Origin of the sequence: Streptomyces sp. NPDC002809, from assembly GCF_040295435.1 — a bacterium.
GTDB lineage: Bacteria > Actinomycetota > Actinomycetes > Streptomycetales > Streptomycetaceae > Streptomyces.
Genome location: NZ_JBEOVJ010000030.1, coordinates 56,025 through 78,497 on the forward strand (window position 1 = coordinate 56,025; position 22,473 = coordinate 78,497).

Genomic DNA, 22,473 nt, shown 5'->3' on the forward strand with positions numbered 1-22,473 from the left:
CCGTCCGGGAGCGTCCGGACACCTGTACCGCCAACAGCCAACAGCCAACAGCCAACAGCCAACAGCCAACAGCCAACCACCAATCGCTAACCGCCAACCGCCAACCGCCGACCGAGCAGGAGCCCTGGTGAGACGTCCCCGCAAACGTACGGCCGCACGAACCCCGGTCGGCCTGGCCGGCGCCGATCCCGGCCCCGGTTTCGAGATCACCTTCGACGGACGCCCGGTCCGGGCCCTGCCCGGCCAGAGCATCGCGGCCGCTCTCTGGGCCGCCTCCGTCGTCACCTGGCGCACCACCCGGGTGAGCGGACGGCCACGGGGTGCCTTCTGCGGGATCGGATCCTGCTTCGACTGCCTGGCCACTGTCAACGGCCGGCCCAACCGTCGGGCCTGCCTGCTGCCCGCCGGTCCCGGTGACGCCGTCACCACGCAGGAGGGGAACGGACATGCCGGTCCCGTCCGCTGAACCGTCCGCCGCCCGGCCCGCGCGCACCGAACTCGCGGTGGTGGGTGCCGGTCCCGCCGGACTGGCCGCCGCCGTCACAGCGGCCGACGGCGGACTCGACGTGGTCCTGCTCGACGCGGCGGACGCGCCGGGCGGCCAGTACTACCGCGCCCCCGCCCCGGGGCTCGGTGCCACCCGCCCCGAGCAACTGCACCACCGTTGGGCGTACTTCGCGGCTCTCGCCGCACGGCTCGACCGGCACCGCACGGCGGGACGGATCCGCCACCTCACCGGCCACCACGTCTGGGCCGTCGAGCGGTGCGGACCGGACTGGACCCTGCACGCGGTCACCGGACCCGACGGCCGGGACGGGGCCGGCACACTGGTCGCCCGCCGGCTGCTGGTCGCGACCGGCTCCTACGAGCGCCAACTCCCGTTCCCCGGATGGACCCTGCCAGGGGTCGTCGGAGCGGCCGGGGCGCAGGCCATGCTGAAGTCGGGCCTGGTGCTGCCGGGCCGGCGCATCGTCGTCGCAGGCAGCGGACCGCTGCTGCAGGCCGTCGCGGTCTCCCTCGCCCGAGCGGGCGCCCGGGTGCCCGCGCTGGTGGAGGCCTCGGGCTATGCGGCGTACGGGCGCGCGCCGATGGTGCTGGCCACCAACCCCGGCAGGCTCACCGAAGGGGCCCGGCACGGTGTGGCGCTGGCGCGACACCGGGTCCGGCTGCTGACGCACCGGGCGGTCACCGCCGTCCACGGCACGGACCGGGTGGAGGGCGTCACGGTGAGCCGGCTGGACCGCGACTGGCGTCCGCTGCCCGGGACCGGGCGCCGGATCGAGTGCGACACCCTGGCCGTCGGGCACGGCCTCGTGCCCCAGCTGGACCTCGCCGTCGGGCTGGGCTGTGCCACCCGGTGCGCCGCGGACGGCTCGGCCGCGCTGGAGCTCGACGAGGAACTGCGCACCACCGTGCCCGGAGTCTGGGCGGCGGGCGAGACCGGTGGCATCGGCGGCGTCCGTCTCGCCCTGGCCGAGGGAGAACTGGCCGCCCACTCCGTGGTCGTGGACGCACGCGGCGGCCGGGGCGCGCCACGCACGGCGGCCCTGCGCCGGGCCCGGCGCAGGATGCGCGCGTTTGCCGGGCTGATGGGTGCCGTGCACCGGCCCGGGCCGGGCTGGACCGGCTGGACGACGACGGACACCGAGGTCTGCCGGTGCGAGGAGGTCACCACGGGCGCCATCCGCGCGGCTGTCGGTGAACTCGGTGCCGGGGACAGCCGCACGGTCAAGCTCCTCACCCGGGCCGGGATGGGCTGGTGCCAGGGCCGGACGTGCGGATTCGCCGTGCGGGAACTCGCAGGCTGCGCAGGGGAGACCGGCAGCCCCGACCGCCGGCCGCTCGCCTGCCCGGTCCCTCTGTCCGTACTCGCCCGCGCTGCCCGCCCTGATGACACGTGAGGACGTGTCCTTGAGTCGTCCGCCCTGATGACACGTGAGGACGTGCATCCCACGGCGCGGCCTGCCTTCTCCCACCTTCACCGCACCTTTCAAGGAGTCTCAATGCTGAAATCAAGCTGCCAGTGCGACCGGCGGAGCGGAGGTAAACACCCGGTCGTCACGCAACAGGGCCCACAGGACTCCGACCCGTCGGCGAGCCAGAGCGATAACGGCTTGGACGTGCTTGCAGCCCTCGCCGCGCTTCTTCAGGTAGAAGTCCCGGTTCGGTCCTTCGCGCGTCATGCTGGTTTGCGCGGACAGGTAGAACACCCGCCGCAGGCGGCGGCTGTATCGCTTCGGTCGGTGCATGTTGCCGGTGCGACGACCCGAGTCGCGTGGAACCGGGACGAGGCCAGCAGCAGAGGCCAGATGCCCGGCGTCTGCGTAGGCAGTCAGGTCGCCCGCCGCGACAACGAACTCGGCCCCAAGTATCGGACCGATGCCTGGCAGGGACTCGATGATCTCGGCCTGCGGGTGACGGCGGAACGTTTCGCGGATCTGCTTGTCGATCCGCTTGAGCCGGTCGTCCAGCGCCAGGATCTCCGCCGCCAAGTCGGCCACGATCTGGGCGGCGACGTCCTCGCCGGGCAACGCGGTCTGCTGCGCCTGGGCAGCCTCCAGGGCCGCCGCCGCGACCTCGTCGGCGGATCGCACGCTGCGGTTGGCCAGCCATGCGGTGAGCCTGGCCGGGCCTCGTCGGCGGATCGCGGCAGGGGTTTGGTAGCCGGTCAGCAACACCAGAGCGCCCTTGTGGGCCGAGTAGTCGAAAGCTCGCTCCAGGGCGGGGAAAACGCCGGTGAGCACGTCTCGCAGCCGGTTGATCATCCGCACCCGGTCGGCGACAAGATCCGAACGGTGGGCAGTCAGCAGCGCCAGGTCGGCGGCCAGCTGGGCGAGCACGGCGATGGTTGCGAAGTCGTTTCGGTGGCGTGCAGTTTCGGCGATGACGTAGGCGTCCCGGGCATCCGTCTTGGCCTCTCCGCGGTATGCCCCGGACATGCGGTTCACGGTGCGGCCTGGCACGTAGACCGCTTGCTGGCCGTGCGAGGCGAGCAGGGCCGGCAGCAGGGCGGATGCCGTGCCAGAGATGTCCACTGCCCACGACACCTCGTCGGCGAGCTCCAGGATTTCCCCAAGCGCATTAAGGATCGCGGCCTCGTCGTTCTCGACCTTCTTCGACCACAAGGTCGAACCGGTCTCGTCGACCACCGCACCCCAGTGATGGCCCTTGCCTGCGTCGATGCCGGCCCAGACACGGGCGCGTCGCTCGCTCACTCGCTCCTCCTCAGCTCCAACAGAACTCCGTTGGCCCGAGGAACACTCCGCCGTCAGCTCCGTAATCAGCGACCGCACACAGCGCGCACATCTCAATCAGCAGCCAGGGCGCCCCGGAGAGCCGGACGGCCACTCCTTGGGAGCCACTGAAGGCAAGCCCACATAAGCCACATCCGGCCCTCCCGGGCCGCACAACACCTTACGGAGCCCGCATGACGAAGAACACCGCTGCACGCACCAGCCCCTGGCGAGGCGTCATGGTCGCCACGCCCCTGACCCTGCGCGAGGACCGGTCCATCGACTTCGACGCGTACGCCTCACATGTGCACGACCTCGTCGCCGAAGGGTGCGACGGGGTCGTGCCGAACGGCTCGCTGGGGGAGTACCAGACCCTCACGGACCAGGAGCGCGACCAGGTCGTGCGGGTCGCCGTCGAGGCGGCCGGGGACGGAGCCAGGGTGATGCCCGGCGTCTCGGCCTACGACAGCACCCAGGCACGGCGCCGCGCGGAGCAGGCGGCCGAGGCCGGTGCCGGCTCCGTCCTGCTGCTGCCGCCCAACGGATACCCGTGCGAGGACGCGGCGGTCCGTGCGCATTACGCGGAGGTCGCCTCCGCGGGCCTGCCGGTCGTCGCGTACAACAACCCGTTCGACACCAAGGTCGACCTGACACCGCGGCTCCTCGCCCAGCTCCACGCCGACGGTTCCGTGGTCGCCGTCAAGGAGTTCAGCGGTGACGTCCGCAGGGCCTACGAGATCGCCGAAGAGGCCCCGGGGCTCGACCTGCTGGTCGGCGCCGACGACGTCCTGCTGGAACTCGCCCTGGCGGGTGCCGTCGGCTGGATCGCGGGCTGTCCCAACATGCTGCCCGCCGCTTGCGTCGCGCTGTACCGGGCGGCCGTGTCCGGCGACCTGGAGGCGGCGCTCCCGCTCTACCGCCGGCTGCACCCGCTGCTGCGGTGGGACTCCAAGCCGGAGTTCGTCCAGGCGATCAAGGCGTCGATGGACATCGTCGGACGGCACGGGGGACCGACCCGGCCGCCGCGCCTGCCGCTCGGCGACGGGGCCCTGGCCGCCGTGCGCGCGGCCACTGAGAAGGCGCTCGCCGAGGGCCTCGACTGAACTTCCCGCCCACCCGTCAGCACACACCGGACCCGCCGGCCGGACGCCCTACCGGACCGGCCGGACGACCGAGGGGGAAACTTGCGCACGCGTCACGTCTTCCACGCCGTCGACTCGCACACCGAAGGCATGCCCACCCGGGTGATCACCGGCGGCATCGGCACGCTGCCCGGCGCCACCATGGCGGAACGCCGCGCCTTCTTCATGGCGCACCGGGACCCGGTGCGGACCCTGCTGATGTACGAGCCGCGCGGCCACGCGGCCATGAGCGGGGCGGTACTCCAGCCACCGACCCGGCCCGACGCCGACTTCGGGGTCCTGTTCATGGAGGTCTCCGGCTGTCTGCCCATGTGCGGGCACGGCACCATCGGGGTGGCCACCGTCCTGGTGGAGACCGGCATGGTGGAGGTCACCGAACCGGTCACCACGGTGAAGCTGGACACTCCCGCCGGGCTGGTGAGCGTCGACGTCCGGGTCGAGGACGGCGTCGCCACCTCCGTCACCCTGACCAACGTCCCCGCCTTCAGCGCCGGACTCGGACTCACGGCGAAGGTCCCCGGCCACGGCACCGTGCCCTACGACCTCGCGTACGGCGGCAACTTCTACGCCATGGTCCGTCTGGAAGACCTGGGCCTGCCGTTCGACCGGTCCCGCAAGGACGAGCTGCTGGCCGCCGGGCTCGCCCTGATGGACGCGGTCAACGCCGCCGACCGCCCGGTCCACCCGCTCGACCCCGCCATCCACGGGCTCAAGCACGTCCAGCTGATCGCCCCCGGCTCGGATGCCGTCCGCTCCCGGCACGCCATGGCCATCCACCCCGGCTGGTTCGACCGTTCGCCGTGCGGCACCGGCACCTCCGCACGTATGGCCCAGCTCCACGCGCGGGGTGAGCTCGCCCTGGGCGCCGATTTCGTCAACGAGTCTTTCATCGGTACGGAGTTCACGGGCAGGCTGGTCGCCGAGACCACCGTGGGAACGCTGCCCGCAGTCGTCCCCACCGTCACCGGCCGCGCCTGGATCACGGGGACCGCACAGTACTTCCTCGACCCGGCCGACCCGTTCCCCGAGGGCTTCCTGTTGTGAGCCGCCCAGTCCGCAACGGACAACGTCACATTGTATTCTTGGGCTCCGCACGGTGCTGGAGGAACAGACATGGCCCGCCTGACGTCGCTCAACGTGATCTCGGCGCAGGAGCATCTGCGTGACCAGGTGGCGCACGCACTGCGGGCGGCACTCATCTCCGGCGAGCTGAAGCCCGGGACCGTGTACTCCGCGCCCGCGCTCGCCTCGGAGTTCGGTGTTTCAGCGACGCCCGTCCGCGAGGCGATGCTCGACCTGGCCCGTGAGGGCCTGGTCGAGGCCGTCCGCAACAAGGGCTTCCGGATCACCGAACTGACCGAGCAGGACCTCGACGACTTCACCGAACTCCGCGCCATGATCGAGGTACCCACCGTGGGCAGGATCGCGCGGATGGGCCTCACCCAGGAGTTGGAGGCGCTGCGGCCCGTAGCGCTGGAGATCGTCGAGGCGGCCCGTCGGCACGACATCCTGGGTTATCTGGAGGCGGACCGTCGCTTCCATCTCGCCCTGCTGGCACTGGCCGGGAATCGCCGGCTGGTCGAGGAGGTCGGCGAACTGCGCAAGCGCTCAAGGCTGTTCGGCCTGAACCGGCTGGCCGAGTCCGGGCAGCTGATCGCCTCCGCGCAGGAACACGTACAGCTGCTGGACCTGGTGGTCGCCGGTGACGCCCCGGGGGCCGAGGCCTGCATGCTCGCCCATATGTCCCATGTCCGGTCCCTGTGGGCCGACGGCAGCCAGGGCGGGGCCGAGCGTGCCGGCGAGGCGCACGAAGAGGCGCCGGCCGTCCAGGCCTGAGATCTTCGGGCGGCTGCCCGCACCTCCAATCCACCTCCATTCCACCTCCACCTCCCGCCCGCGTCCTCGCCGAATCTCTCGGCCGCCGTCCGGCCCCTGGCGCCGGTGCTCGCGCACTCCCTGCCCGGGCGCCGGCAGCACGCCTCCGGCCCCGCGTGTCGCAGGAGTTGGCCACGGGCCGCTCCCCGGCACCGGCCGAGCCCGTGTACGAACCAGAGGCCGAGGAATCCCTCGACGAGCCCTTCGGCCGGCACGGACACAGACGCCGAGGCATCCGTCACGACAGCGCGCAGGGCTCCGGGGCGATCGAGGGCGCCGCACGGACGGAGAGCCACCGGAGAGCGGCTTCACTCTCTCGCTCCGGCCGCGATCCAGCTCTGCCGGACGTGGATCGTGTTGGGCACCTCGGGGCGGTCGAGGAGCCAGAGAACATAGCCGGCGTGCCCGTGGGGTGTCGGACCGAGCGGCGGTTTCCGGCCTGCAGCGCAGATCCTCACTGTCCACGGCTCGAGCGACGCGCACGTACTCGCGGTCCTTGCAGCGGTAGGCCTCTGAACGACGGTCTCGACCAGGTCGGTGAGCTTCGTCTTGACCGTCCGGCCGTGGTCGGCGGCCGCCACGTCCCGGACGAGGCTCTGCTTCGTGCCCCACTTCTTGGCACGCCGGGTCCTGGGCATCGCCGAGCCGGACCAGTGCCGCGGACCGTTCGACGGGATCGTCGGTTACGAGTTCGAAGCCCAGCCCAACCGTGCCTCCCAATCCCGGACTTCGTCCACGTCGGCACCCGCACCCGCAGCCGCACCCGAGCCCGAGCCCGCACTCGAGCCCGCACCCGAGCCCGCATCCTTCGTCACGCAGCGGATCATCCCCCAGTCACTGCCTCAAGGTGCGTCGAACCTCGACTCGTATCTCGATCGATCTCGACTCGAACCTCGACTCGTGCCTCGACTCGGAACTCCTCGGCCGAACCGCCATTGTCCGCAAGCGGGGCGCCACGGAGGGGAGTTGGCGCGCAGATGAATGTGCGCACAGCTCCTTCCGAAGAACATGTGACATGTGCCATTGTACAGACGGTCGCGCTTGAGGTCGTGCTCATGTCATGAGCCGGGCCCGGTCGCCCGAGGCCTCGACCGCACCATCCCCCACACCGCGCAACGTCGCGCGGCACCCCACCGCTGGGAGGCGGCACGTGAAGAACCGAACGGTTCGACAGAGATTCACCGGCTTGTCCACCGTGGCCCTGGCGGCCTGTCTGGGCGTCGGCATGCTCGCCGCACCGAGCCGGGCCGCCGAGCCCCGGCCCTCCACACCGGCCGCCGCCCATGTGAGGGCCGCCGCGGACAAGGCCGTTGGCCCCGAGGCGCCCGAGCCGGGCGGCCCTGCCGCGCAGGCCCTCACCGCGCCCGTCGAGGACGCCGGCCACATAGGCGGCGCAGCCCTGAAGCCCGACGACCGGGCCCCGCAGACCGCTTCGGTGGACGCGCTGAAGCGCGACTACGACGACCCGCGCGCCGCCGCGCCGAGCCACCCGGCCCCGTCGATGCGGGCGAAGGCCCGCTCCGCCGCGAAGGCGGCCGGACTCGCCCAGGCCACCGCGTGCTCCGTCGCCGACTTCACGAGCCGCACCGGCAGCGCCCTGGTCCAGCAGATCAAGTCGTCGACGACCGACTGCGTCAACACCCTTTTCGGGGTCAAGGGCAACGACGGCTACCTCGCCTTCCGCGAGGCCCAGATGGTCGCCGTCGCCGATGCCCTGCGCGACGGATCGGCCGCGTACCCGGGTGACAGCAGCACCGGAATGCCGCAGCTGGTGCTCTTCCTCCGGGCCGGTTACTACGTGCAGTACTACGACCCCGGCACCGTCGGTGGCTACGGCGCCCCACTGCGCACCGCCATTCAGGGTGGGCTCGACGCCTTCTTCGCCTCGGCACACTCGCGCGACGTCACGGACGCCAACGGCGAGACCCTGGCCGAGGCCGTCACGCTCATCGACAGCGCCGAGCAGAACGACCGCTACCTGTACATCGTCAAGAGGATGCTCGCCGGCTACAACTCCTCGTACGACAGCTCCTGGTACATGCTCAACGCGGTCAACAACGTCTACACCGTGACCTTCCGGGGGCATCAGCTGCCCGCGTTCGTCAGCGCGGTCCAGGCCGACCCGAGCCTGCTCGACTCGCTCGCAGGCTTCGCCCGCGACCACCTCGCCCTGCTGGGCACGGACCGTTCGTACCTGACCTCCAACGCGGGACGCGAACTCGGGCGGTTCCTCCAGGAGGAGCCGCTGCGGCCCAAGGCCCGTCCGCTTGTCATCGACCTGCTCGGCCGGAGCTCGCTGACCGGACCCACCGCTCCACTCTGGGTCGGACTGGCCGAGATGACCGACTACTACGACCGGGCAGGCTGCGCCGCGTACGGCACCTGCGACCTGGCGGCACGGATCAGGAGCGCCGTTCTTCCCGTCGACCACACCTGCAGCGACAGCATCCGCATCCTGGCCCAGCAGATGTCCTCGGCCGACCTCGCGTCAGCCTGTACCAGCCTGCGGGGCCAGGACGCCTACTTCCACGAGGTGGCCCGGGACAGCGGACCCGTCGCGGGTGACAACAACACCACCATCGAGGTGGTCGTCTTCGATTCGAGCACCGACTACCGGACCTACGCCGGAGCCATCTACGGCATCGACACCAACAACGGCGGCATGTACCTGGAGGGTGACCCGGCGGCGGCCGGCAACCAGCCGCGGTTCATCGCCTACGAGGCCGAATGGGTGCGCCCGGACTTCCAGATCTGGAACCTCAACCACGAGTACACGCACTACCTCGACGGCCGGTTCGACATGGCCGGAGACTTCGAAGCGGGTGTGAGGACCCCGACCATCTGGTGGGTCGAGGGCTTCGCGGAGTACGTCTCCTACTCCTACCGTGACGTCGTCTACGACGACGCCGTCACCCAGGCCGGCTCACACACCTACCCCCTGAGTTCCCTGTTCGACACCACCTACGAGAACGCCGACCAGACGCGCATCTACAACTGGGGCTATCTGGCGGTCCGTTACATGCTCCAGTCGCACCGAGCGGATGTGGACCGGCTGCTGGGCCTCTACCGCAGCGGTGACTGGAGCGGTGCCCGCACCCTGCTCACCTCCACCATCGGCAGCCGCTACGACTCCGACTGGAACGCCTGGCTGACGGCGTGCGCGGCCGGCAGCTGCGGCACCACCAACCCGCCGACCGAACCGCCGGCCGAGTGCACGGCAGGCGACGTGCGCGAGCTGGGCCAGGACTGCACCCGGAGCGGACAGCAGGCGACGCGGGGCAACTACTCCTATCTGTACGTCTACGTGCCTGCCGGCACCGCCCAGCTGAAGATCACCACGAGCGGTGGCACGGGCGACGCCGACCTCTACTACAACGCGAACGGCTGGGCCACGACAGGTGCTTACACATCCCGGGCGACCGGCAGCGGCAACAGCCACACGCTGACCGTCGAGAACCCGGCTGAAGGCGCCCACTACATCAGCCTGTACGCCGTGCAGGACTTCGGCGCGGTGAACGTGTCCACGCGGTACTGATTCCGGACCGGGCGTCACGCGTGCGGATCACCGCGCCCGTGGCGCCCGGAGCGGTCTCAGAGCAGTCGCAGGGTGTCCGGTCCCGTCCGCTCCCGGATGATCTCCACCAGCCGGTCGAAGAGAGTGGGGCCGAGTCCCTCGGCCGCCCGGGCCGACTCCGCGTGCAGACGCTCCTGGTTGCTCGCATGGGCCCGTCCGGCGACTGCGAGGAGATACCGTGCGGTCTCCTCGTGGCCCAGCGCGCGCGCCGACAGCGCGTGGTCACGCCACTCGATGACGAAGTCACCGTCGTCCGGTGTGCCCATCCCGCCGCTCAGGCAGTCCGCGAAGGCGTCGAGGTTACGGCCGAAATAGCCGCCGGGCCCGTTCACCGCCTCGCCGATCACGTCCCAGAAGCGCTCCGGGCCGGTGACCTCGGAGCCGTCGATCACATAGGTCACGGTCATGGGGGAAGCGTACAAGTGCCTCGCTCCGGTGATCCGCGCCGCAGGTGGGGGGCTACGGCGCGGACCGGACCGGGGGTGCGGCTCAGCAGTCGTGGTCGACGAGGTCGAAGGTCTCGTAGTGGTCGGCGGTGTAGTAGTCCTCCTGGACCTCCTCGCCGGTGACGATGCGTCGGGCACCGCGGGTCGGGGAGCCAGGGGTGATCACGGTGTACTCGTGGTAGTAGCCGGTGCCCTGCCCGGGCAGCACGCCTTCGCGGTTCTGGAAGACGGTGCCGTCCTGGTCGTACGGGAAGGGCCCGCCGGCGTCGATGAGGTCGAGGGTGTCGTGGGCCTGGGACGGCAGCGCGGAGTAACAGATGCTGCCGACGGAGGTGGTGGCGGCTGTCGCGGTCGCTGTGACGGGGCCGCCGACGAAGAGGACGGACAGGAGGGCGGCGATGCCGCCGAGCGTGGTGATCCGTGGGGGGATTCGCATAGCCACCATGATGACGCGCGTAGATACGGTCCCGTCAACGCCAACAAGGGTGAATTTTTGTGAAGTTAACCGAGCGGGAGGTAAACGTCGCGTTCCGGACGAGTGGGCGCACGCCCGGAGCGCGCACCGCGTGTCAGGGGCTGACGGAGCGCCAAATACGTTCCGGGACCGTCCGGGAGGCCTCCTCGATGTCGATGTCGCCGACCGAGAGCCAGCGGCGCGCGAGGCCCGTCACGGGGCCAAGGATCAGCGATTCCACCACGGGCAGGGGGAGGTCCACGAGTTGGCCCGCCTCCTGGTGGGCGCGCAGCCAGGCCGCGAGAGGGGCCAGCCGGGCCTGCTGCGCGCCGCGGATCTGGCGGGCGCGTGCGGTGATCTCGCGGTCCACGGTGACCGAGTGCATGAGCCGGGCCGCGTCCGGGTGGACCTGGATGAAGCGCAGGTAGGCACGTACCACCGCGTGGACACCGGTGCGGGCGTCCTCCGCCCGCATCAGCTCCCCGCCCAGTTCGCCCAGGAGGCGGCCCAGCCAGGACTGCGCGAGAGCGACCACCACGCCCTGGAGGCTGCCGAAGTGGTGGTAGATGCTTCCAGCGCTGACGCCGCTGGCCGAGGTGATCGCGCTCAGAGTGAGTCCGGCTTCGCCGTCCGACGCGTAGATGTCCAGTGCGCAGTCGAGTACGTGCGCTGCGGTGGCCTCGCCGCGTTGTTGCTTCGGACTCATCGATGCCGCCCCAGCTCCCGGATCCGGCGTTTCCTCGTGGACGCGCCCGCGGAGAACAGAGTAGAAGAATGTTCCAGAACTATTTCCGGAAGCAGTTCCAATCCTTGCGTGTTGTGCCTCAGACTGAACACCTTTGCGCCAAGTGACGCTTGCGCATGGAGATTTCAGGCGTCGGTCGCGGTCCCACGGGGCTGCGCGGCGGGACTCACGGGGGAGTACTCGAACATGACCAGCGTGCACGACGGTGACCACGAGGACACCGAGGACAACCTCGACGGCGGCATCAAGCCCCTGGCCGCGACCGACCCGGTCCGCATCGGCCCCTACCTGCTGCTCGGCAGACTCGGCGCCGGCGGCATGGGCCGGGTCTACCTCGCCCGTTCCGAGGGCGGCCGCACGGTCGCGGTCAAGGTGGTGCACCCGGAGCATGTCGCGGACCCCCAGTTCAGGGCCCGCTTTCGCCGTGAGGTCGACGCGGCGAGGCGCGTGGGCGAGCGCTACACCGCGCCCGTTCTGGACGCGGCTCCCGACGCGGAGTACCCCTGGGTGGCGACGGGCTATGTCCCCGGCCTCTCCCTGGAGCAGGTGGTCCGGGGCCATGGCGCGCTTCCCTCCGCGTCCGTACTCGCCCTTGCCGACGGACTCCTGCGCGCACTCAGGGACATCCACTCGGCCGGCATCGTCCACCGCGACCTCAAGCCCTCGAACGTGATGCTCACGGTCGAGGGCCCCAAGGTCATCGACTTCGGCATCGCCCGCGCCGCCGAGACGTCCGTCGATTCCCTCCTCACCAGCACGGGCATGGTGATCGGATCACCCGGCTTCATGGCTCCGGAGCAGATCCGCGGCGAGAGCGCGGGCCCGAAGAGCGACGTGTTCACCCTCGGCTGTGTGCTGACGTACGCGGCGACCGGCACCCTTCCGTTCGGCAACGGGGTGAGCAACCAGCACGCGGTGATGTACCACATCGTCGAGGCAGAGCCCGAGATCGATCAGGTCCGGGACGAGGGTCTGCGCGCCCTGATCACCCGCCTGCTCGCCAAGTCGGTCGCCGAACGTCCTTCGGTGGACACGCTGTTGGCGGAGCGCGGCGGTGAGGGCCCTGCCGCGGGGGCGTCGTGGCTGCCGGCCGGAGTGGTGGGCCACCTCGCGCGTCAGTCCGCGCGGCTCCTGGACGCGGAGGCGGCGCCGGTGCGACAGGAGGGCGCCGACCGCGGGACGGTCGACCTGCGGGCGCCGGTGGACGTCTCCGCGGCCGGATCCGTCGGCGGGACGGCCGAGCCGAAGCGCAAGCGGGACGGGCGACGCCGCCCGTGGATCGTGTCCGTTCCCCTGGTCGTGGTGCTGGGCGGGGGCGGCGGCACGCTGGCGGTTCTGCAGCCGTTCGGCGGCGACAGTGATGCCGGCAGCCACGCGTCCCCGTCCAGTGGTGCGACAGCCCCTTCGGTGCCGGGGTCGCCGTCGGCACCGCACAGCACGCCTCCCCGGAGCGACAAGAGCCCCCAGGCCGACGGCAGGAAGGACGGCGACGGGAAGGACGGCGACGACGGGGATGGCGGCGGGGCCGCCGGAGGCGCGGTCGGCGGTGCGGGAGTTCCGGACGGCGGCGGTACGTCCGCCGCGGGCGGCTCCGGAGCAGGCTCCTCCGGCGGCGGCACCGATGCCACGGGCGGCGGGAGTTCGGGTAGTGGAGGCTCAAACAGCGCCAGTTCGACCGGTGTTGGTTCGGACAGCACCTCGGGCGCCACGAGCGGTTCGGGCGGCACCTCCGGGTCCACCACGACCGGCTCGGGCGGCACTTCGGGCTCCACGGGCGGATCGGGGGGCGGGAGTACGGTCCCGTCCTCGTTCGCGGGCACCTGGAAGTACGGCGACGCCTACAACGTGGGTCAGCCGGGCACCATCACCATTTCCGGGTCGGGCGTGGTGCGCCTGACCGACTTCCCGGTCAACAACTGCCCGTACGAGGCCAAGGTGACCTCCACGGCGAACGGCAACAGCCGGATCAACGTCGGCACGGCCAAGCTCGTCGGCGCCAACCCCGGCTACTGCTACGCGACGCTCGACGCGTCGTACTTCACGCTCAACGGCAGTGGCGTCCAGCACAACGTCGGCGCCGCCCACGCCGACGGCTACTACTACAAACGGGCCTGAGGCCGGCACGACCGCCGCCGGGGAGTCGCCGGAATCACCCTCCTCGTGACGCATCCGCAAGCGTGACAGCGCGTAGGCGGGGCATGCATTGCGTGAGCACCTTCGATGACAGGGGGCGATTCACTGTGTGGGCGGGGGAGACGATGGGGCGTCAGGATTTGGCCCGACTGCATCGCAGAGTCGGCCGTGCCGATCTGGCGGCCGTCGCGGAAGTACGGGGAGCGGTAAGGGAATTACTGCGATATCGATGGAAGGAGGAGCCTGCGCAGGTGGCCGAGCTGCTGCTCAGCGAGCTCGTGACCAACGCGCTGGTCCATACGGACGAAGGAGCGGTCGTCGCCGTGAGTGTCGCGCCGCAGAAGCTTCGCGTGGAGGTCAGGGACTTCGTCCCGGGCATGCCCGTGTCGCACGTACCGAACGCCGACGACGGTACGCACGGCAGGGGACTGGTCCTGGTGGAGAGCCTCGCGGACTCCTGGGGAATCAGCCCGCACGCGCTGGGCAAGGTGGTCTGGTTCGAGCTGGACGGCGAACGGCCCTGACGGTCCGTTCGGATCGTCAGGGCCGTGTTCCGCAAGTCGCCGGCCGGTACATCAGCCGAACTGCTGCTCCAGTGCCTTGAGCTTCTGCTCCAGCGAGTCGAGCCTGGGCAGTGCCTGGGTGTCGTCCTCGGCGGTGAGGTCGACCGCTCTTGGATCGGTCGCACCCAGCTCAGGGACGCCCCCGGAGTTCGGGCCGTTCACGGCTTGCAGGGATGGCCGGGGTCGCAGGGGCAGCTGACCCGGCTCGGATATGGCGGGCTCCGCGACGGACTGCGCGGAGCCCGTCGCGGGGGCGATGGCCTGGACGTCCACCTGGGCGCCGCCCCGGCCGACCCGCCCCCAGGCCCGGTTCTGCCGGTTCAGGGCCTTGATCTGCGCCCGGTCCAGCTTCTCCTGGTCCCTTCGGCGGAGACGGTTCTGTTCCTTCTCCCGGCGGTCCTCGCGCACCTCGTCGACCGCTTCGTCCAGCGTGCGTACGCCTTCGAGCAGCATCAGCGACCAGGCGCCGAAGGTCTCCCGGGGTGCGCGCAGCCACCGCACGATCCGGATCTGCGGCAACGGACGGGGCACCAGGCCCTGTTCGCGCAGCGCCGCCACCCGGGTCTGTTTCAGCGCCCGGTCGAAGAGCACGGCCGCCGAGAGCGACATCCCCGCGAAGAAGTGCGGAGCGCCCGCGTGGTTCAGGCCGCGCGGCGCGTGCACCCAGTTGAACCAGGCGGCCGCACCGGCGAAGGTCCACACCAGCAGCCGTGAGCCGAGCGCCGCGTCGCCGTGGCTGGCCTCGCGGACAGCGAGCACGGAGCAGAACATCGCCGCCCCGTCGAGGCCGAACGGCACCAGATACTCCCAGCCTCCGGAGAGGCCGAGATTCTGCGTACCGAAGCCGACGAGCCCGTGGAAGGAGAGCGCTGCCGCGACCGCGGCGCAGCAGAACAGCAGAACGTACGAAGCGGTCGCGTACAGCGCCTCCTTGCGTCTGCGCCGGTCCTCGCTGCGTTCCCAGGTGTCGTCGGCCGCGGATGTGTCAGAGGCGCGCTTGCCGCGCGCGACCACCGCAACCGCCGCCATGACCCCCGCCAGCAGCACGGCGGCCGGAAGCAGCCAGTCAAGCGATATGTCGGTCAGTCTCATGCACGATCCCTTGCATCGCGATAGGGCATTTCGGCCACTATCGTGCCGGGGATTGCCTCGGGTCCAGGCGGTTTCGGGGCAAGAGAACGCCAAAGGGGTGGCGGAGTCGACGGATATCCGCGATCTGGTCGAATACCCGTAGGTCGGAGAGGAGTTGCGTTCGATTTCGCGTCACTCGTGCGGGCGGTGTGGATCTTCATATCGCGCCACACTGCGGGCGGCGCGGGCTTCTGATCCGTGCCACCCCTCCGGGCGGTGCGGATCAGGGGGCGGGCGTCAGCTTCCGGACCCGGTCCGCGTCGCAGGTGCGGGGGCAGGTGACACAGGTGTCCTCGGGGCGCACCGTGTAGAACATGCAGCAGCTCGCCCGGTCCCGGGTGGGCAGCGACTGTCCGTCCGGCCCGGTCAGCTCCCGGAAGCCCGCCGTGCCGACGTACGGCTTCGTGGTGCCCGGCAGGAGCGCCTCCAGCTCGGCCATCGCACGCCGCTCCTCGCCGAGGAGATGGGCGACGTACCAGAGACCCTCGACGACCTCGTCCGTCGCCATGCCCCACAGGGCGCGTTTGCCGCGCCGCATCCGCGGGCCGAAGCCGTCGAGCACGGGGCCGAGGTGTTCGGCCACGGACGCGAGCACCTCTGCGCGCAGCGCGGCCTCGTCCGCCACCACGCGCGCGCCCGGCAGCTCCGCCGCCGGATCGCCGGGCAGGCAGGCGAATTCCTCCACCCGTACCGCCAGATGGCCCAGCGCCCGCTGGAAGGCGACGTTCTCGACCGGGATCCGCGGCACCCGCCGGTGCAGGAACCACGGCACCGTCACCAGCAGGCAGGCCGGCCAGGCGTAGCGGTGCAGTCCGAAGCCGGCGACCACGTCGGGCCGGGCCTGCTGTCCGTAGTCCCGCAGCACCTGCGCGTCGTCCCAGGCGAGGAAGGCGTCGAGTCCGCCGCCCCCCGCCGCGAGCTCGTGGGCGCCCACCCAGCCGGTGCCGCCGGGGGCGGGCTCGCCGTCCGTGAGCACCTCGGCGCGCAGCCCGGGAAAGACCTCGGCCAGGCGCGCGTACGCGTCCGTGACAGCCGAGGTCGTCGTGCCGGGGAGCAGAGTGGGCAGGGTCATGCAGGGACCACCGAATCGCGATCGTTTGCAGGTTAGCCTTACCTTACCCGACGCGATCGATGTTTGAACTGCAGCTTCCTCCGCCTATCGTGCACACGAGGCGCCGTGCACGCGAGCCGCGCCCGCGACCGGCCGAGGAGGTCTCCGTGGAGCAGGGCAGAGCCCGTGAGGACGCGTGGACACCGCATGCGTCCGCCGCGCCCATGACCGCCTCCTCGTCCCTCCGGGTGCCCGAGCAGGCCCGTGGCGAGCACACCCACAGCGAGCCGCCCGCCCCCCGGGCCGTGGTGCAGCGGCACTCAGTGCGCGGCCAGATCCTGGACGCCCTGCGCGCCGCCCTCGTCGACGGCGAGCTGATCCCCGGGCAGGTCTACTCCGCCCCTGCGCTCGGTGCCCGTTTCGGGGTCTCCGCCACTCCTGTGCGCGAGGCGATGCAGCAGCTGGCCGTGGAGGGGGCCGTCGAGGTCGTGCCGAACCGCGGCTTCCGGGTCGCCCAGCGCGGGCCGGGCGAGCTGGCCGAGCTGGCCGAGGTGCGGGCGCTGATCGAGGTCCCCGTCATGCTGCGGCTCGCCCGCACCGTCCCGCCGGCCGGCTGGTGCGCCCTGCGCCCGCTGGCCGACGCCACGGTCGCGGCTGCGGCCGTCGGCGACCGGGCGAGCTACGCGGAGGCGGACCGGGCCTTCCACGGGGCGGTTCTCGCGCTCTCCGGCAACCGGCAACTCGTGATGGTCGCCGACGAGCTGCACCGCCGATCCCAGTGGCCCTTGGGGCACAACCCGGCCACCCGCCGGGCCGACCTCCTCGCCGACGCGGTGGAGCACGCCGCGCTGCTCGACGCGCTGATCGCCGAGGACCTGTCCGTCGTGCAGTCACTGGTGCGCGAACACTTCACCGGCGCGGACCGCTGACCCCTGTCCGGATCGCCGGCGCTCACTGCTCACCTCCCCCTGTCCGGGCCGCCGCCGGGGACCGCCGATCTCTCCCGTCCGGGCCGCCGCCCGCGCTCACGGCCGGTGCTTCTCCTCCGGGCCGCCGGCCGTGCTGACCAGCGGCGCTTCTCCTCCGGGCCGCAGCCGGCGCTGACTGCTGATCTCCCCCGTCAGGGCCGCCGCCGCCACGGATCGCTGTGGGTACTCTGTGCTTCTCATCGCATGATCGTTTTCGAGGGGGCGGGGATGATGCGGAAGCGAGGGCCGCGAGGGGCGTCCGTGCTGCTGGTGGTGCTGGGACTGGCGCTGGCGGCGGCAGGCTGTTCCGATGCGGGCGGTTCCGACGGAAGGCCTCCTGGGACGCCGGCTCCCGCGACGCCCTCCCCGACCGCGAGCCCCGCGGGTACACCTGCGGATTCCACCACGCCTTCGCCGCCGGCGACCGCGTCGGCTGCCGCGACCCCGTCCGCGTCGGCGCCCCCCTCCGCCTCCGCTGCGGCAGCTGTCTCAGCGCCCCCGACGAGGAAGCCGGCACCGCTGAAATCCCCGGTCGTGCCGCCCCGGCGCGACGGCGGCGGGGCGGACGGGAATCCCACCGCCGCGGTGCCGCAGAACCCGAACCGCGGGCCGAACCCGCCGCCCGCTCCGCCGCGTCCGACGCCTACCCCCGAGTGGAGCGACGCGGGCTGGAAGCCCGGCGACCCGGCCGAGGACCGTGCCTGACGGTCCTCGACCGGCCGCGCTCAGTTCGCCCCGGCCGTCTCCGGCCCCGGCGGGTCGAGGTGAGGCGCCAGCCAGGTCGGTACGCCGCCGAGCAGCCGGAAGAGCCTGCCCGCCTCGGCACGCAGCCGGGTGGCCGCCTCGGGCTCCGGTTCGGCGTCCGCCATGGCGATGAGCGCCGGCGCCGTCCCGACCAGGTAGCCCAGCTCCTCCCTTATCCGCAGGGACTCGGCGAAGCCGTGCCTGGCCTCCGCCAACTCGCCCTCGCGCAGGGCGATCAGGGCCAGATGCCGCCAGGTGGAGGAGAGCAGCAGCGCGTCTCCCTGGGCCGTGGCTCCCGCGTGGGCCCTGCGGTACGCGGCGCGGGCGGCCTGCGGTGAGTCGGCGATGTTCTGGGCGATCAGTCCCCGCCGGAAGTCGAGCAGTGGGCGGCCCGGGGCGGCCGGGGCGAGCAGCGCCGCGGCGCGGCTCAGCGCCACCCGTGCCTCGTCGGCCCGGTCCCGTACGCCGAGCAGGGTGGAGGCGTACGCCAGATAGCCGCGCTCGCAGGCGGCGGCCCCGCGCTCGGCGTCGTCGTGGGCCATGGCCTCGGCGGTGCGCAGCGCGTCCTCCGCGTCGGTCCAGCCCTGCCCGGTGTAGAGACACCGCTCGGTCAGCAGCGCCGTGCGCTGGAGGGCCGCGGCCGGGTCGGTGGTGGCGTCGTGTTCGAGCAGTGCCGCGGCGTCCGTCCAGCAGGCGCGTGACCGCAGCCGCCATACCGCTGTCTGGAGCGGCGGATCGTCATCTGCTGTCGTTCCGGAACCAGACATGGCGGTATGCGCCACATTGCCCTCCCCGAGCGCGCCATCGAGCTGTTGAGTCTGGCCGCATCACAGCACGGAAAGGCACGCCGGGCCAAGAGGTCGAGGCAATGTCAGGTGAAACTTTTCACAATCAACGGGAGCCTGTGATAGCCGCCGTGGACCCCGGGGCGTCAGCTCATACGCAGGGCGAGGAAGAAGTCGAGCTTGTCCTCGAGCCGCGAAAGGTCACGTCCCGTCAACTGCTCGATTCGCCCGATCCGGTAGCGCAACGTGTTGACGTGGAGGTGCAGCCGGGCCGCGCAGCGGGTCCATGAACCGTCGCAGTCCAGGAACGCCTCCAGGGTCGGGATCAGCTCCGCGCGGTGGCGCAGGTCGTAGTCGCGAAGCGGGTCGAGCAGCCGTGCGGTGAACGCGCGACGCACATCGTCGGGGACGAACGGCAGCAGTAGCACGTGCGAGGCCAGCTCGTGGTGGCCGGCCGCGCAGACCCGTCCCGGACGGGCCGCCGCCACCCGGCGGGCGTGCCGGGCCTCCTCCAGGGCGCCGCGCAGCCCCTCGGGTGAATGCACGGAGGCGCTGACACCCAGTGTCAGCCGGCCGTCGTCGGCGAGGCCCGCGGAGAGCGGGGCGCGCACGGCGGCCAGCAGGGCGTCGGCGTGCAGCGCGGGGCCGTCCGCCGGGGCCTCCTCGCCGGCCTCGTCCGCTTCCGGCCGGGCGCCGGAGAGGGCGGGCAGCGGTACGAGTGCGATGGCCTCGTCACCCGTGTGGGCGACCGCGATCCGGTCCGCGGAATCCGGCCCGGTCACGGCCGGGTCGACCAGGATCTCCTCCAGCAGCGCCTGGGCGACCGGGCCGCCCGCGATCCCGGAGCCGGTGCCGCCGGGCGCGTCCGCCTCGGTCCACTCCACCCGGGCCACCACCACCTGCCAGTGCGGCGCGCTTCCGAGGCCGGGCAGCAGGACCGGGGCCGCCACCCGGAGCCTGGCGGCGATCTCGGTCGGCGGTGCACCGGCCTGGACCAGCTCCAGGACCTCCTGGGCGAGCCTGCGGCGCACCGTGCGGGCCGCGTCGCGCCGGTCCCGTTCCACCGCGATCAGCTGGGTGACGCCCTGGAGCAGGTCGAGCCGGGCGGCCGACCAGTCACCCGCGTCGGCCTCGACTGCCAGCAGCCAGTCGGAGAGCACCGACTCCCGCACATCGCGGGAGGCCGGCACAGCGCCCCTGCCATGGTTGCGAATGGGAAAGAGTGAATACGTCACCCCGTCGACGGTGGCCCGGTGCGGGGCGCGGCGGCCGGAGCGCACCGCGGCCAGATGCAGCCCGGCCAGCTCCGCGCCGGCCGGTCCGGACAGCGGCGCACCGGCGCCCGCGATCTGCCGGCCGGTGGGCGAGAGCACCCAGGCGTGCAGGTCGAGGTCGGAGCCGAGCAGATCGAGGACCACCTCGGGGCCGCCGCCCGCCGGGCCCGAGGTCATCAGCCTGCGGTGCCGGTCCACCACCGCGGCCAGGTCGCCCGCCCGCTCGCCGGACACCTGGCGGACCACATGCTCGGTGATCGTTGCGAACGCGACGGTCTCGTTCACGGCGAAGAGCGGCAGCCGGTGGTGGCGGCACGCCTCGATCAGATCGTCCGGGATGGCACCGAGCTCCGCCTCACCCGCCGCGAGCCCGGCGACCCCGGCCCCCGACAGAATCCGTACGAACGGCTCCGAGTCCTTCGCGTCCCGGTGCCACGCCAGCCCGGTCAGCACCAGCTCGCCGCCCGAGAGGTAGCGGCTGGGGTCCCGCAGGTCGGTGGTCATCACGCCGCGGACCGACCGGTCCAGCTCCTCGTCGCCGCCGAGCAGCCGCAGGCCCAGCGCGTCGGTCTCCAGCAGTGCGCGCAGCCGCATCTCGTCGCCGCCGATCTCATTCGTTGGTGCGGGTGAAAACTGGGTATTGCGGTGAGGTCACCGATCCCCGCCATTCGTTCGAATCTACAAGACGAGCGTGGAGACCAGCCAACTCCTTCATGGTTTCGGTGACTGCACCAGGTGGAGCAGGGCTTGTGTACTGGGCCACACACCGCGTGAACAACACAGGAACGACCAGGAGAGGGCCGGCCGTCCCCAGCCCGACGAACGACATTCCCGGCGAACGACCCGATTGAGAAGAAGAGAGCCACCCATGGACTTCCTTCGCCCCGCCAGCTGGGAGGAGGCGCTCGCCGCCAAGGCCGAGCACCCGACGGCTGTGCCCATCGCGGGCGGCACCGATGTGATGGTCGAGATCAACTTCGACCACCGTCGGCCCGAGTACCTTCTGGACCTGAACCGCATCGGTGAGCTGTCCGAGTGGGACGTGGGCCGGGAGAGCGTACGGCTCGGTGCCTCGGTCCCGTACAGCCGGATCATGGACCACTTGCGGGCCGAGCTGCCGGGTCTGGCGCTCGCCTCGCACACCGTCGCATCGCCGCAGATCCGCAACCGCGGCGGCGTCGGCGGCAACCTGGGCACCGCGTCGCCCGCCGGGGACGCCCACCCGGCGCTGCTCGCCGCGGGTGCCGAGGTGGAGGCCGAATCCGTCCGCGGAACCAGACTGATCCCCATCGACGACTTCTACACCGGCGTCAAGCGCAACGCCCTGGAGCCGGACGAGCTGATCCGGGCCGTGCACATCAAGAAGGCCGACGGGCCGCAGCAGTACTCCAAGGTCGGCACCCGCAACGCGATGGTCATCGCCGTCTGCGCCTTCGGCCTGGCCCTGCACCCCGAGACCCGCACGGTCCGCACCGGCATCGGATCCGCCGCCCCGACACCCGTACGGGCGAAGGAGGCCGAGGACTTCCTGAACGCCGCGCTGGAGGAGGGCGGGTTCTGGGACAGCCGCACGATCATCACGCCCTCGATCGCCAAGCAGTTCGCCACGCTCGCCGCGGCGGCCTGCAACCCGATCGACGACGTGCGCGGCACCGCGAGCTACCGCCGGCACGCGGTCGGGATCATGGCCCGCCGGACCCTCGGCTGGACCTGGGAGTCGTACCGCGGCAACGGCCGCAGCACCGAAGGAGCTGCCTGATCATGCGCGTCAACTTCACGGTCAACGGCCGCCGGCACGAGGCCGACGACGTGTGGGAGGGCGAGTCCCTCCTGTACGTCCTGCGTGAGCGGATGGGCCTTCCCGGTTCCAAGAACGCCTGCGAGCAGGGCGAGTGCGGCTCCTGCACGGTCCGCCTGGACGGTGTGCCCGTCTGCTCCTGCCTGGTCGCCGCCGGCCAGGTCGAGGGCCGCGACGTCGTCACCGTCGAAGGTCTCGCCGACTTCGCCGCCCACCGCTCCGAGGCCCACCCCGGCACCGGCTGCGCCTCAGGAGCCTGCGGCGTCACGGTCGACACGGCGCAGCGATGGAAAGCCAAGCCGTCCGCCGAGGAAACCCGCGACACCGGCGAACTCTCCCCGATCCAGCAGGCGTTCATCGACGCCGGAGCCGTCCAGTGCGGCTTCTGCACCCCCGGACTGCTCGTCGCGGCCGACGAGCTCCTGGAGCGCACCCCGGAGCCGTCCGACGCGGACATCCGCGAGGCGCTCTCCGGCAACCTCTGCCGGTGCACCGGCTACGAGAAGATCCTCGACGCGGTCCGCCTCGCGGCCGCCCGCGCGGAAGAAACGGTCTAG

Annotated in this window: 21 protein-coding genes; 11 read left to right on the top strand and 10 right to left on the bottom strand. The window is 71.7% G+C overall.

Features of this window, described 5'->3' with window-relative positions:
• The first annotated feature begins 127 nt into the window (after window positions 1-127).
• Both ABT025_RS19675 and ABT025_RS19680 read left to right on the top strand, forming a co-directional pair.
• Window positions 128-466, top strand: coding sequence for a (2Fe-2S)-binding protein (locus ABT025_RS19675; protein ID WP_350995686.1), 339 nt, complete (start codon window positions 128-130; stop codon window positions 464-466).
• On the top strand, window positions 447-1,901 hold the full coding sequence (locus ABT025_RS19680; RefSeq protein ID WP_350995689.1) for an FAD/NAD(P)-dependent oxidoreductase: 1,455 nt from the start codon (window positions 447-449) through the stop codon (window positions 1,899-1,901). Before ABT025_RS19675 ends, ABT025_RS19680 begins: the two co-directional genes overlap by 20 nt.
• A 111-nt stretch (window positions 1,902-2,012) precedes the next feature.
• On the opposite strand, the gene ABT025_RS19685 is transcribed toward ABT025_RS19680, so the two are convergent.
• Window positions 2,013-3,215 carry an IS110 family RNA-guided transposase gene (locus tag ABT025_RS19685; protein ID WP_350995692.1) on the bottom strand — a complete coding sequence of 401 codons (1,203 nt, stop codon included), beginning with the start codon at window positions 3,213-3,215 and terminating at the stop codon, window positions 2,013-2,015.
• 212 nt (window positions 3,216-3,427) lie between these two features.
• Here ABT025_RS19685 and ABT025_RS19690 point away from each other — a divergent pair, with 212 nt between their 5' ends.
• The 3 genes from ABT025_RS19690 to ABT025_RS19700 all read left to right on the top strand — a co-directional run bounded on the left by ABT025_RS19690 (window position 3,428) and on the right by ABT025_RS19700 (window position 6,211).
• Complete coding sequence (locus tag ABT025_RS19690) at window positions 3,428-4,336, top strand: dihydrodipicolinate synthase family protein (protein ID WP_350995699.1); 909 nt, start codon at window positions 3,428-3,430, stop codon at window positions 4,334-4,336.
• 81 nt (window positions 4,337-4,417) lie between these two features.
• A complete protein-coding gene (locus ABT025_RS19695) occupies window positions 4,418-5,419 on the top strand; it encodes a proline racemase family protein (RefSeq protein WP_350995702.1) in 1,002 nt (333 codons plus the stop codon).
• 69 nt (window positions 5,420-5,488) lie between these two features.
• Window positions 5,489-6,211 carry a GntR family transcriptional regulator gene (locus tag ABT025_RS19700; protein WP_350995704.1) on the top strand — a complete coding sequence of 241 codons (723 nt, stop codon included), beginning with the start codon at window positions 5,489-5,491 and terminating at the stop codon, window positions 6,209-6,211.
• 347 nt (window positions 6,212-6,558) lie between these two features.
• On the opposite strand, the gene ABT025_RS19705 is transcribed toward ABT025_RS19700, so the two are convergent.
• Window positions 6,559-6,888, bottom strand: a complete 330-nt coding sequence (locus tag ABT025_RS19705) for a hypothetical protein (protein WP_350995707.1) — start codon at window positions 6,886-6,888, stop codon at window positions 6,559-6,561.
• Between the two features lie 512 nt (window positions 6,889-7,400).
• Between ABT025_RS19705 and ABT025_RS19710 the strand changes: the two genes are divergently transcribed.
• On the top strand, window positions 7,401-9,785 hold the full coding sequence (locus ABT025_RS19710) for a M9 family metallopeptidase (RefSeq protein WP_350995710.1): 2,385 nt from the start codon (window positions 7,401-7,403) through the stop codon (window positions 9,783-9,785).
• A 56-nt stretch (window positions 9,786-9,841) separates the two neighbouring features.
• Here ABT025_RS19710 and ABT025_RS19715 read toward each other — a convergent pair whose 3' ends face one another.
• The 3 genes from ABT025_RS19715 to ABT025_RS19725 form a co-directional block, all read right to left on the bottom strand.
• A complete protein-coding gene (locus tag ABT025_RS19715; protein ID WP_350995713.1) occupies window positions 9,842-10,231 on the bottom strand; it encodes a barstar family protein in 390 nt (129 codons plus the stop codon).
• 82 nt (window positions 10,232-10,313) lie between these two features.
• Entirely contained in the window at window positions 10,314-10,706 is a 393-nt protein-coding gene (locus ABT025_RS19720; RefSeq protein ID WP_350995716.1) for a guanyl-specific ribonuclease, read from the bottom strand.
• A gap of 133 nt (window positions 10,707-10,839) precedes the next feature.
• Entirely contained in the window at window positions 10,840-11,430 is a 591-nt protein-coding gene (locus ABT025_RS19725; RefSeq protein WP_350995719.1) for a TetR/AcrR family transcriptional regulator, read from the bottom strand.
• A 225-nt stretch (window positions 11,431-11,655) separates the two neighbouring features.
• On the opposite strand from ABT025_RS19725, the gene ABT025_RS19730 reads away from it, so the two are divergent.
• Both ABT025_RS19730 and ABT025_RS19735 read left to right on the top strand, forming a co-directional pair.
• Window positions 11,656-13,584, top strand: coding sequence for a serine/threonine-protein kinase (locus ABT025_RS19730; protein WP_350995722.1), 1,929 nt, complete (start codon window positions 11,656-11,658; stop codon window positions 13,582-13,584).
• Between the two features lie 143 nt (window positions 13,585-13,727).
• Window positions 13,728-14,126 (top strand): ATP-binding protein, encoded by a 399-nt coding sequence (locus ABT025_RS19735; RefSeq protein WP_350995725.1) that lies wholly within the window; start codon window positions 13,728-13,730, stop codon window positions 14,124-14,126.
• A 51-nt stretch (window positions 14,127-14,177) separates the two neighbouring features.
• On the opposite strand, the gene ABT025_RS19740 is transcribed toward ABT025_RS19735, so the two are convergent.
• The gene (locus ABT025_RS19740; RefSeq protein ID WP_350995728.1) at window positions 14,178-15,257 is read right to left on the bottom strand and encodes a DUF2637 domain-containing protein; all 1,080 of its coding nucleotides are present in this window, start codon (window positions 15,255-15,257) and stop codon (window positions 14,178-14,180) included.
• Between the two features lie 262 nt (window positions 15,258-15,519).
• Window positions 15,520-16,368, bottom strand: coding sequence for a (2Fe-2S)-binding protein (locus ABT025_RS19745; RefSeq protein WP_350995731.1), 849 nt, complete (start codon window positions 16,366-16,368; stop codon window positions 15,520-15,522).
• A gap of 146 nt (window positions 16,369-16,514) precedes the next feature.
• Between ABT025_RS19745 and ABT025_RS19750 the strand changes: the two genes are divergently transcribed.
• Window positions 16,515-17,276, top strand: a complete 762-nt coding sequence (locus ABT025_RS19750; RefSeq protein WP_350995734.1) for a GntR family transcriptional regulator — start codon at window positions 16,515-16,517, stop codon at window positions 17,274-17,276.
• A 96-nt stretch (window positions 17,277-17,372) separates the two neighbouring features.
• Here ABT025_RS19750 and ABT025_RS19755 read toward each other — a convergent pair whose 3' ends face one another.
• From ABT025_RS19755 to ABT025_RS19765, 3 genes are all read right to left on the bottom strand, one after another.
• Entirely contained in the window at window positions 17,373-17,516 is a 144-nt protein-coding gene (locus ABT025_RS19755) for a hypothetical protein (protein WP_350995736.1), read from the bottom strand.
• Between the two features lie 524 nt (window positions 17,517-18,040).
• Window positions 18,041-18,826: a hypothetical protein gene (locus ABT025_RS19760; protein WP_350995739.1), complete on the bottom strand. Its 786-nt coding sequence runs from the start codon at window positions 18,824-18,826 to the stop codon at window positions 18,041-18,043.
• Between the two features lie 164 nt (window positions 18,827-18,990).
• Window positions 18,991-20,712 (bottom strand): PucR family transcriptional regulator, encoded by a 1,722-nt coding sequence (locus ABT025_RS19765; RefSeq protein ID WP_350995742.1) that lies wholly within the window; start codon window positions 20,710-20,712, stop codon window positions 18,991-18,993.
• 274 nt (window positions 20,713-20,986) lie between these two features.
• Between ABT025_RS19765 and ABT025_RS19770 the strand changes: the two genes are divergently transcribed.
• Together ABT025_RS19770 and ABT025_RS19775 are read left to right on the top strand one after the other, a co-directional pair.
• Window positions 20,987-21,877, top strand: coding sequence for an FAD binding domain-containing protein (locus tag ABT025_RS19770; protein WP_350995745.1), 891 nt, complete (start codon window positions 20,987-20,989; stop codon window positions 21,875-21,877).
• Window positions 21,878-21,879: 2 nt separating this feature from the next.
• The gene (locus tag ABT025_RS19775) at window positions 21,880-22,473 is read left to right on the top strand and encodes a (2Fe-2S)-binding protein (protein ID WP_350995748.1); all 594 of its coding nucleotides are present in this window, start codon (window positions 21,880-21,882) and stop codon (window positions 22,471-22,473) included.

What these genes read in the sequence shown, in the direction of transcription:
- ABT025_RS19680 (WP_350995689.1), top strand. Translation starts at nt 447, where the DNA reads ATGCCGGTCCCGTCCGCTGAACCGTCCGCCGCCCGGCCCGCGCGCACC.
- ABT025_RS19690 (WP_350995699.1), top strand. Translation starts at nt 3,428, where the DNA reads ATGACGAAGAACACCGCTGCACGCACCAGCCCCTGGCGAGGCGTCATG.
- ABT025_RS19700 (WP_350995704.1), top strand. Translation starts at nt 5,489, where the DNA reads ATGGCCCGCCTGACGTCGCTCAACGTGATCTCGGCGCAGGAGCATCTG.
- ABT025_RS19705 (WP_350995707.1), bottom strand. Translation starts at nt 6,888, where the DNA reads ATGCCCAGGACCCGGCGTGCCAAGAAGTGGGGCACGAAGCAGAGCCTC.
- ABT025_RS19715 (WP_350995713.1), bottom strand. Translation starts at nt 10,231, where the DNA reads ATGACCGTGACCTATGTGATCGACGGCTCCGAGGTCACCGGCCCGGAG.
- ABT025_RS19720 (WP_350995716.1), bottom strand. Translation starts at nt 10,706, where the DNA reads ATGCGAATCCCCCCACGGATCACCACGCTCGGCGGCATCGCCGCCCTC.
- ABT025_RS19725 (WP_350995719.1), bottom strand. Translation starts at nt 11,430, where the DNA reads ATGAGTCCGAAGCAACAACGCGGCGAGGCCACCGCAGCGCACGTACTC.
- ABT025_RS19730 (WP_350995722.1), top strand. Translation starts at nt 11,656, where the DNA reads ATGACCAGCGTGCACGACGGTGACCACGAGGACACCGAGGACAACCTC.
- ABT025_RS19735 (WP_350995725.1), top strand. Translation starts at nt 13,728, where the DNA reads ATGGGGCGTCAGGATTTGGCCCGACTGCATCGCAGAGTCGGCCGTGCC.
- ABT025_RS19740 (WP_350995728.1), bottom strand. Translation starts at nt 15,257, where the DNA reads ATGAGACTGACCGACATATCGCTTGACTGGCTGCTTCCGGCCGCCGTG.
- ABT025_RS19745 (WP_350995731.1), bottom strand. Translation starts at nt 16,368, where the DNA reads ATGACCCTGCCCACTCTGCTCCCCGGCACGACGACCTCGGCTGTCACG.
- ABT025_RS19755 (WP_350995736.1), bottom strand. Translation starts at nt 17,516, where the DNA reads ATGAGAAGCACAGAGTACCCACAGCGATCCGTGGCGGCGGCGGCCCTG.
- ABT025_RS19760 (WP_350995739.1), bottom strand. Translation starts at nt 18,826, where the DNA reads ATGTCTGGTTCCGGAACGACAGCAGATGACGATCCGCCGCTCCAGACA.
- ABT025_RS19765 (WP_350995742.1), bottom strand. Translation starts at nt 20,712, where the DNA reads ATGCGGCTGCGCGCACTGCTGGAGACCGACGCGCTGGGCCTGCGGCTG.
- ABT025_RS19770 (WP_350995745.1), top strand. Translation starts at nt 20,987, where the DNA reads ATGGACTTCCTTCGCCCCGCCAGCTGGGAGGAGGCGCTCGCCGCCAAG.
- ABT025_RS19775 (WP_350995748.1), top strand. Translation starts at nt 21,880, where the DNA reads ATGCGCGTCAACTTCACGGTCAACGGCCGCCGGCACGAGGCCGACGAC.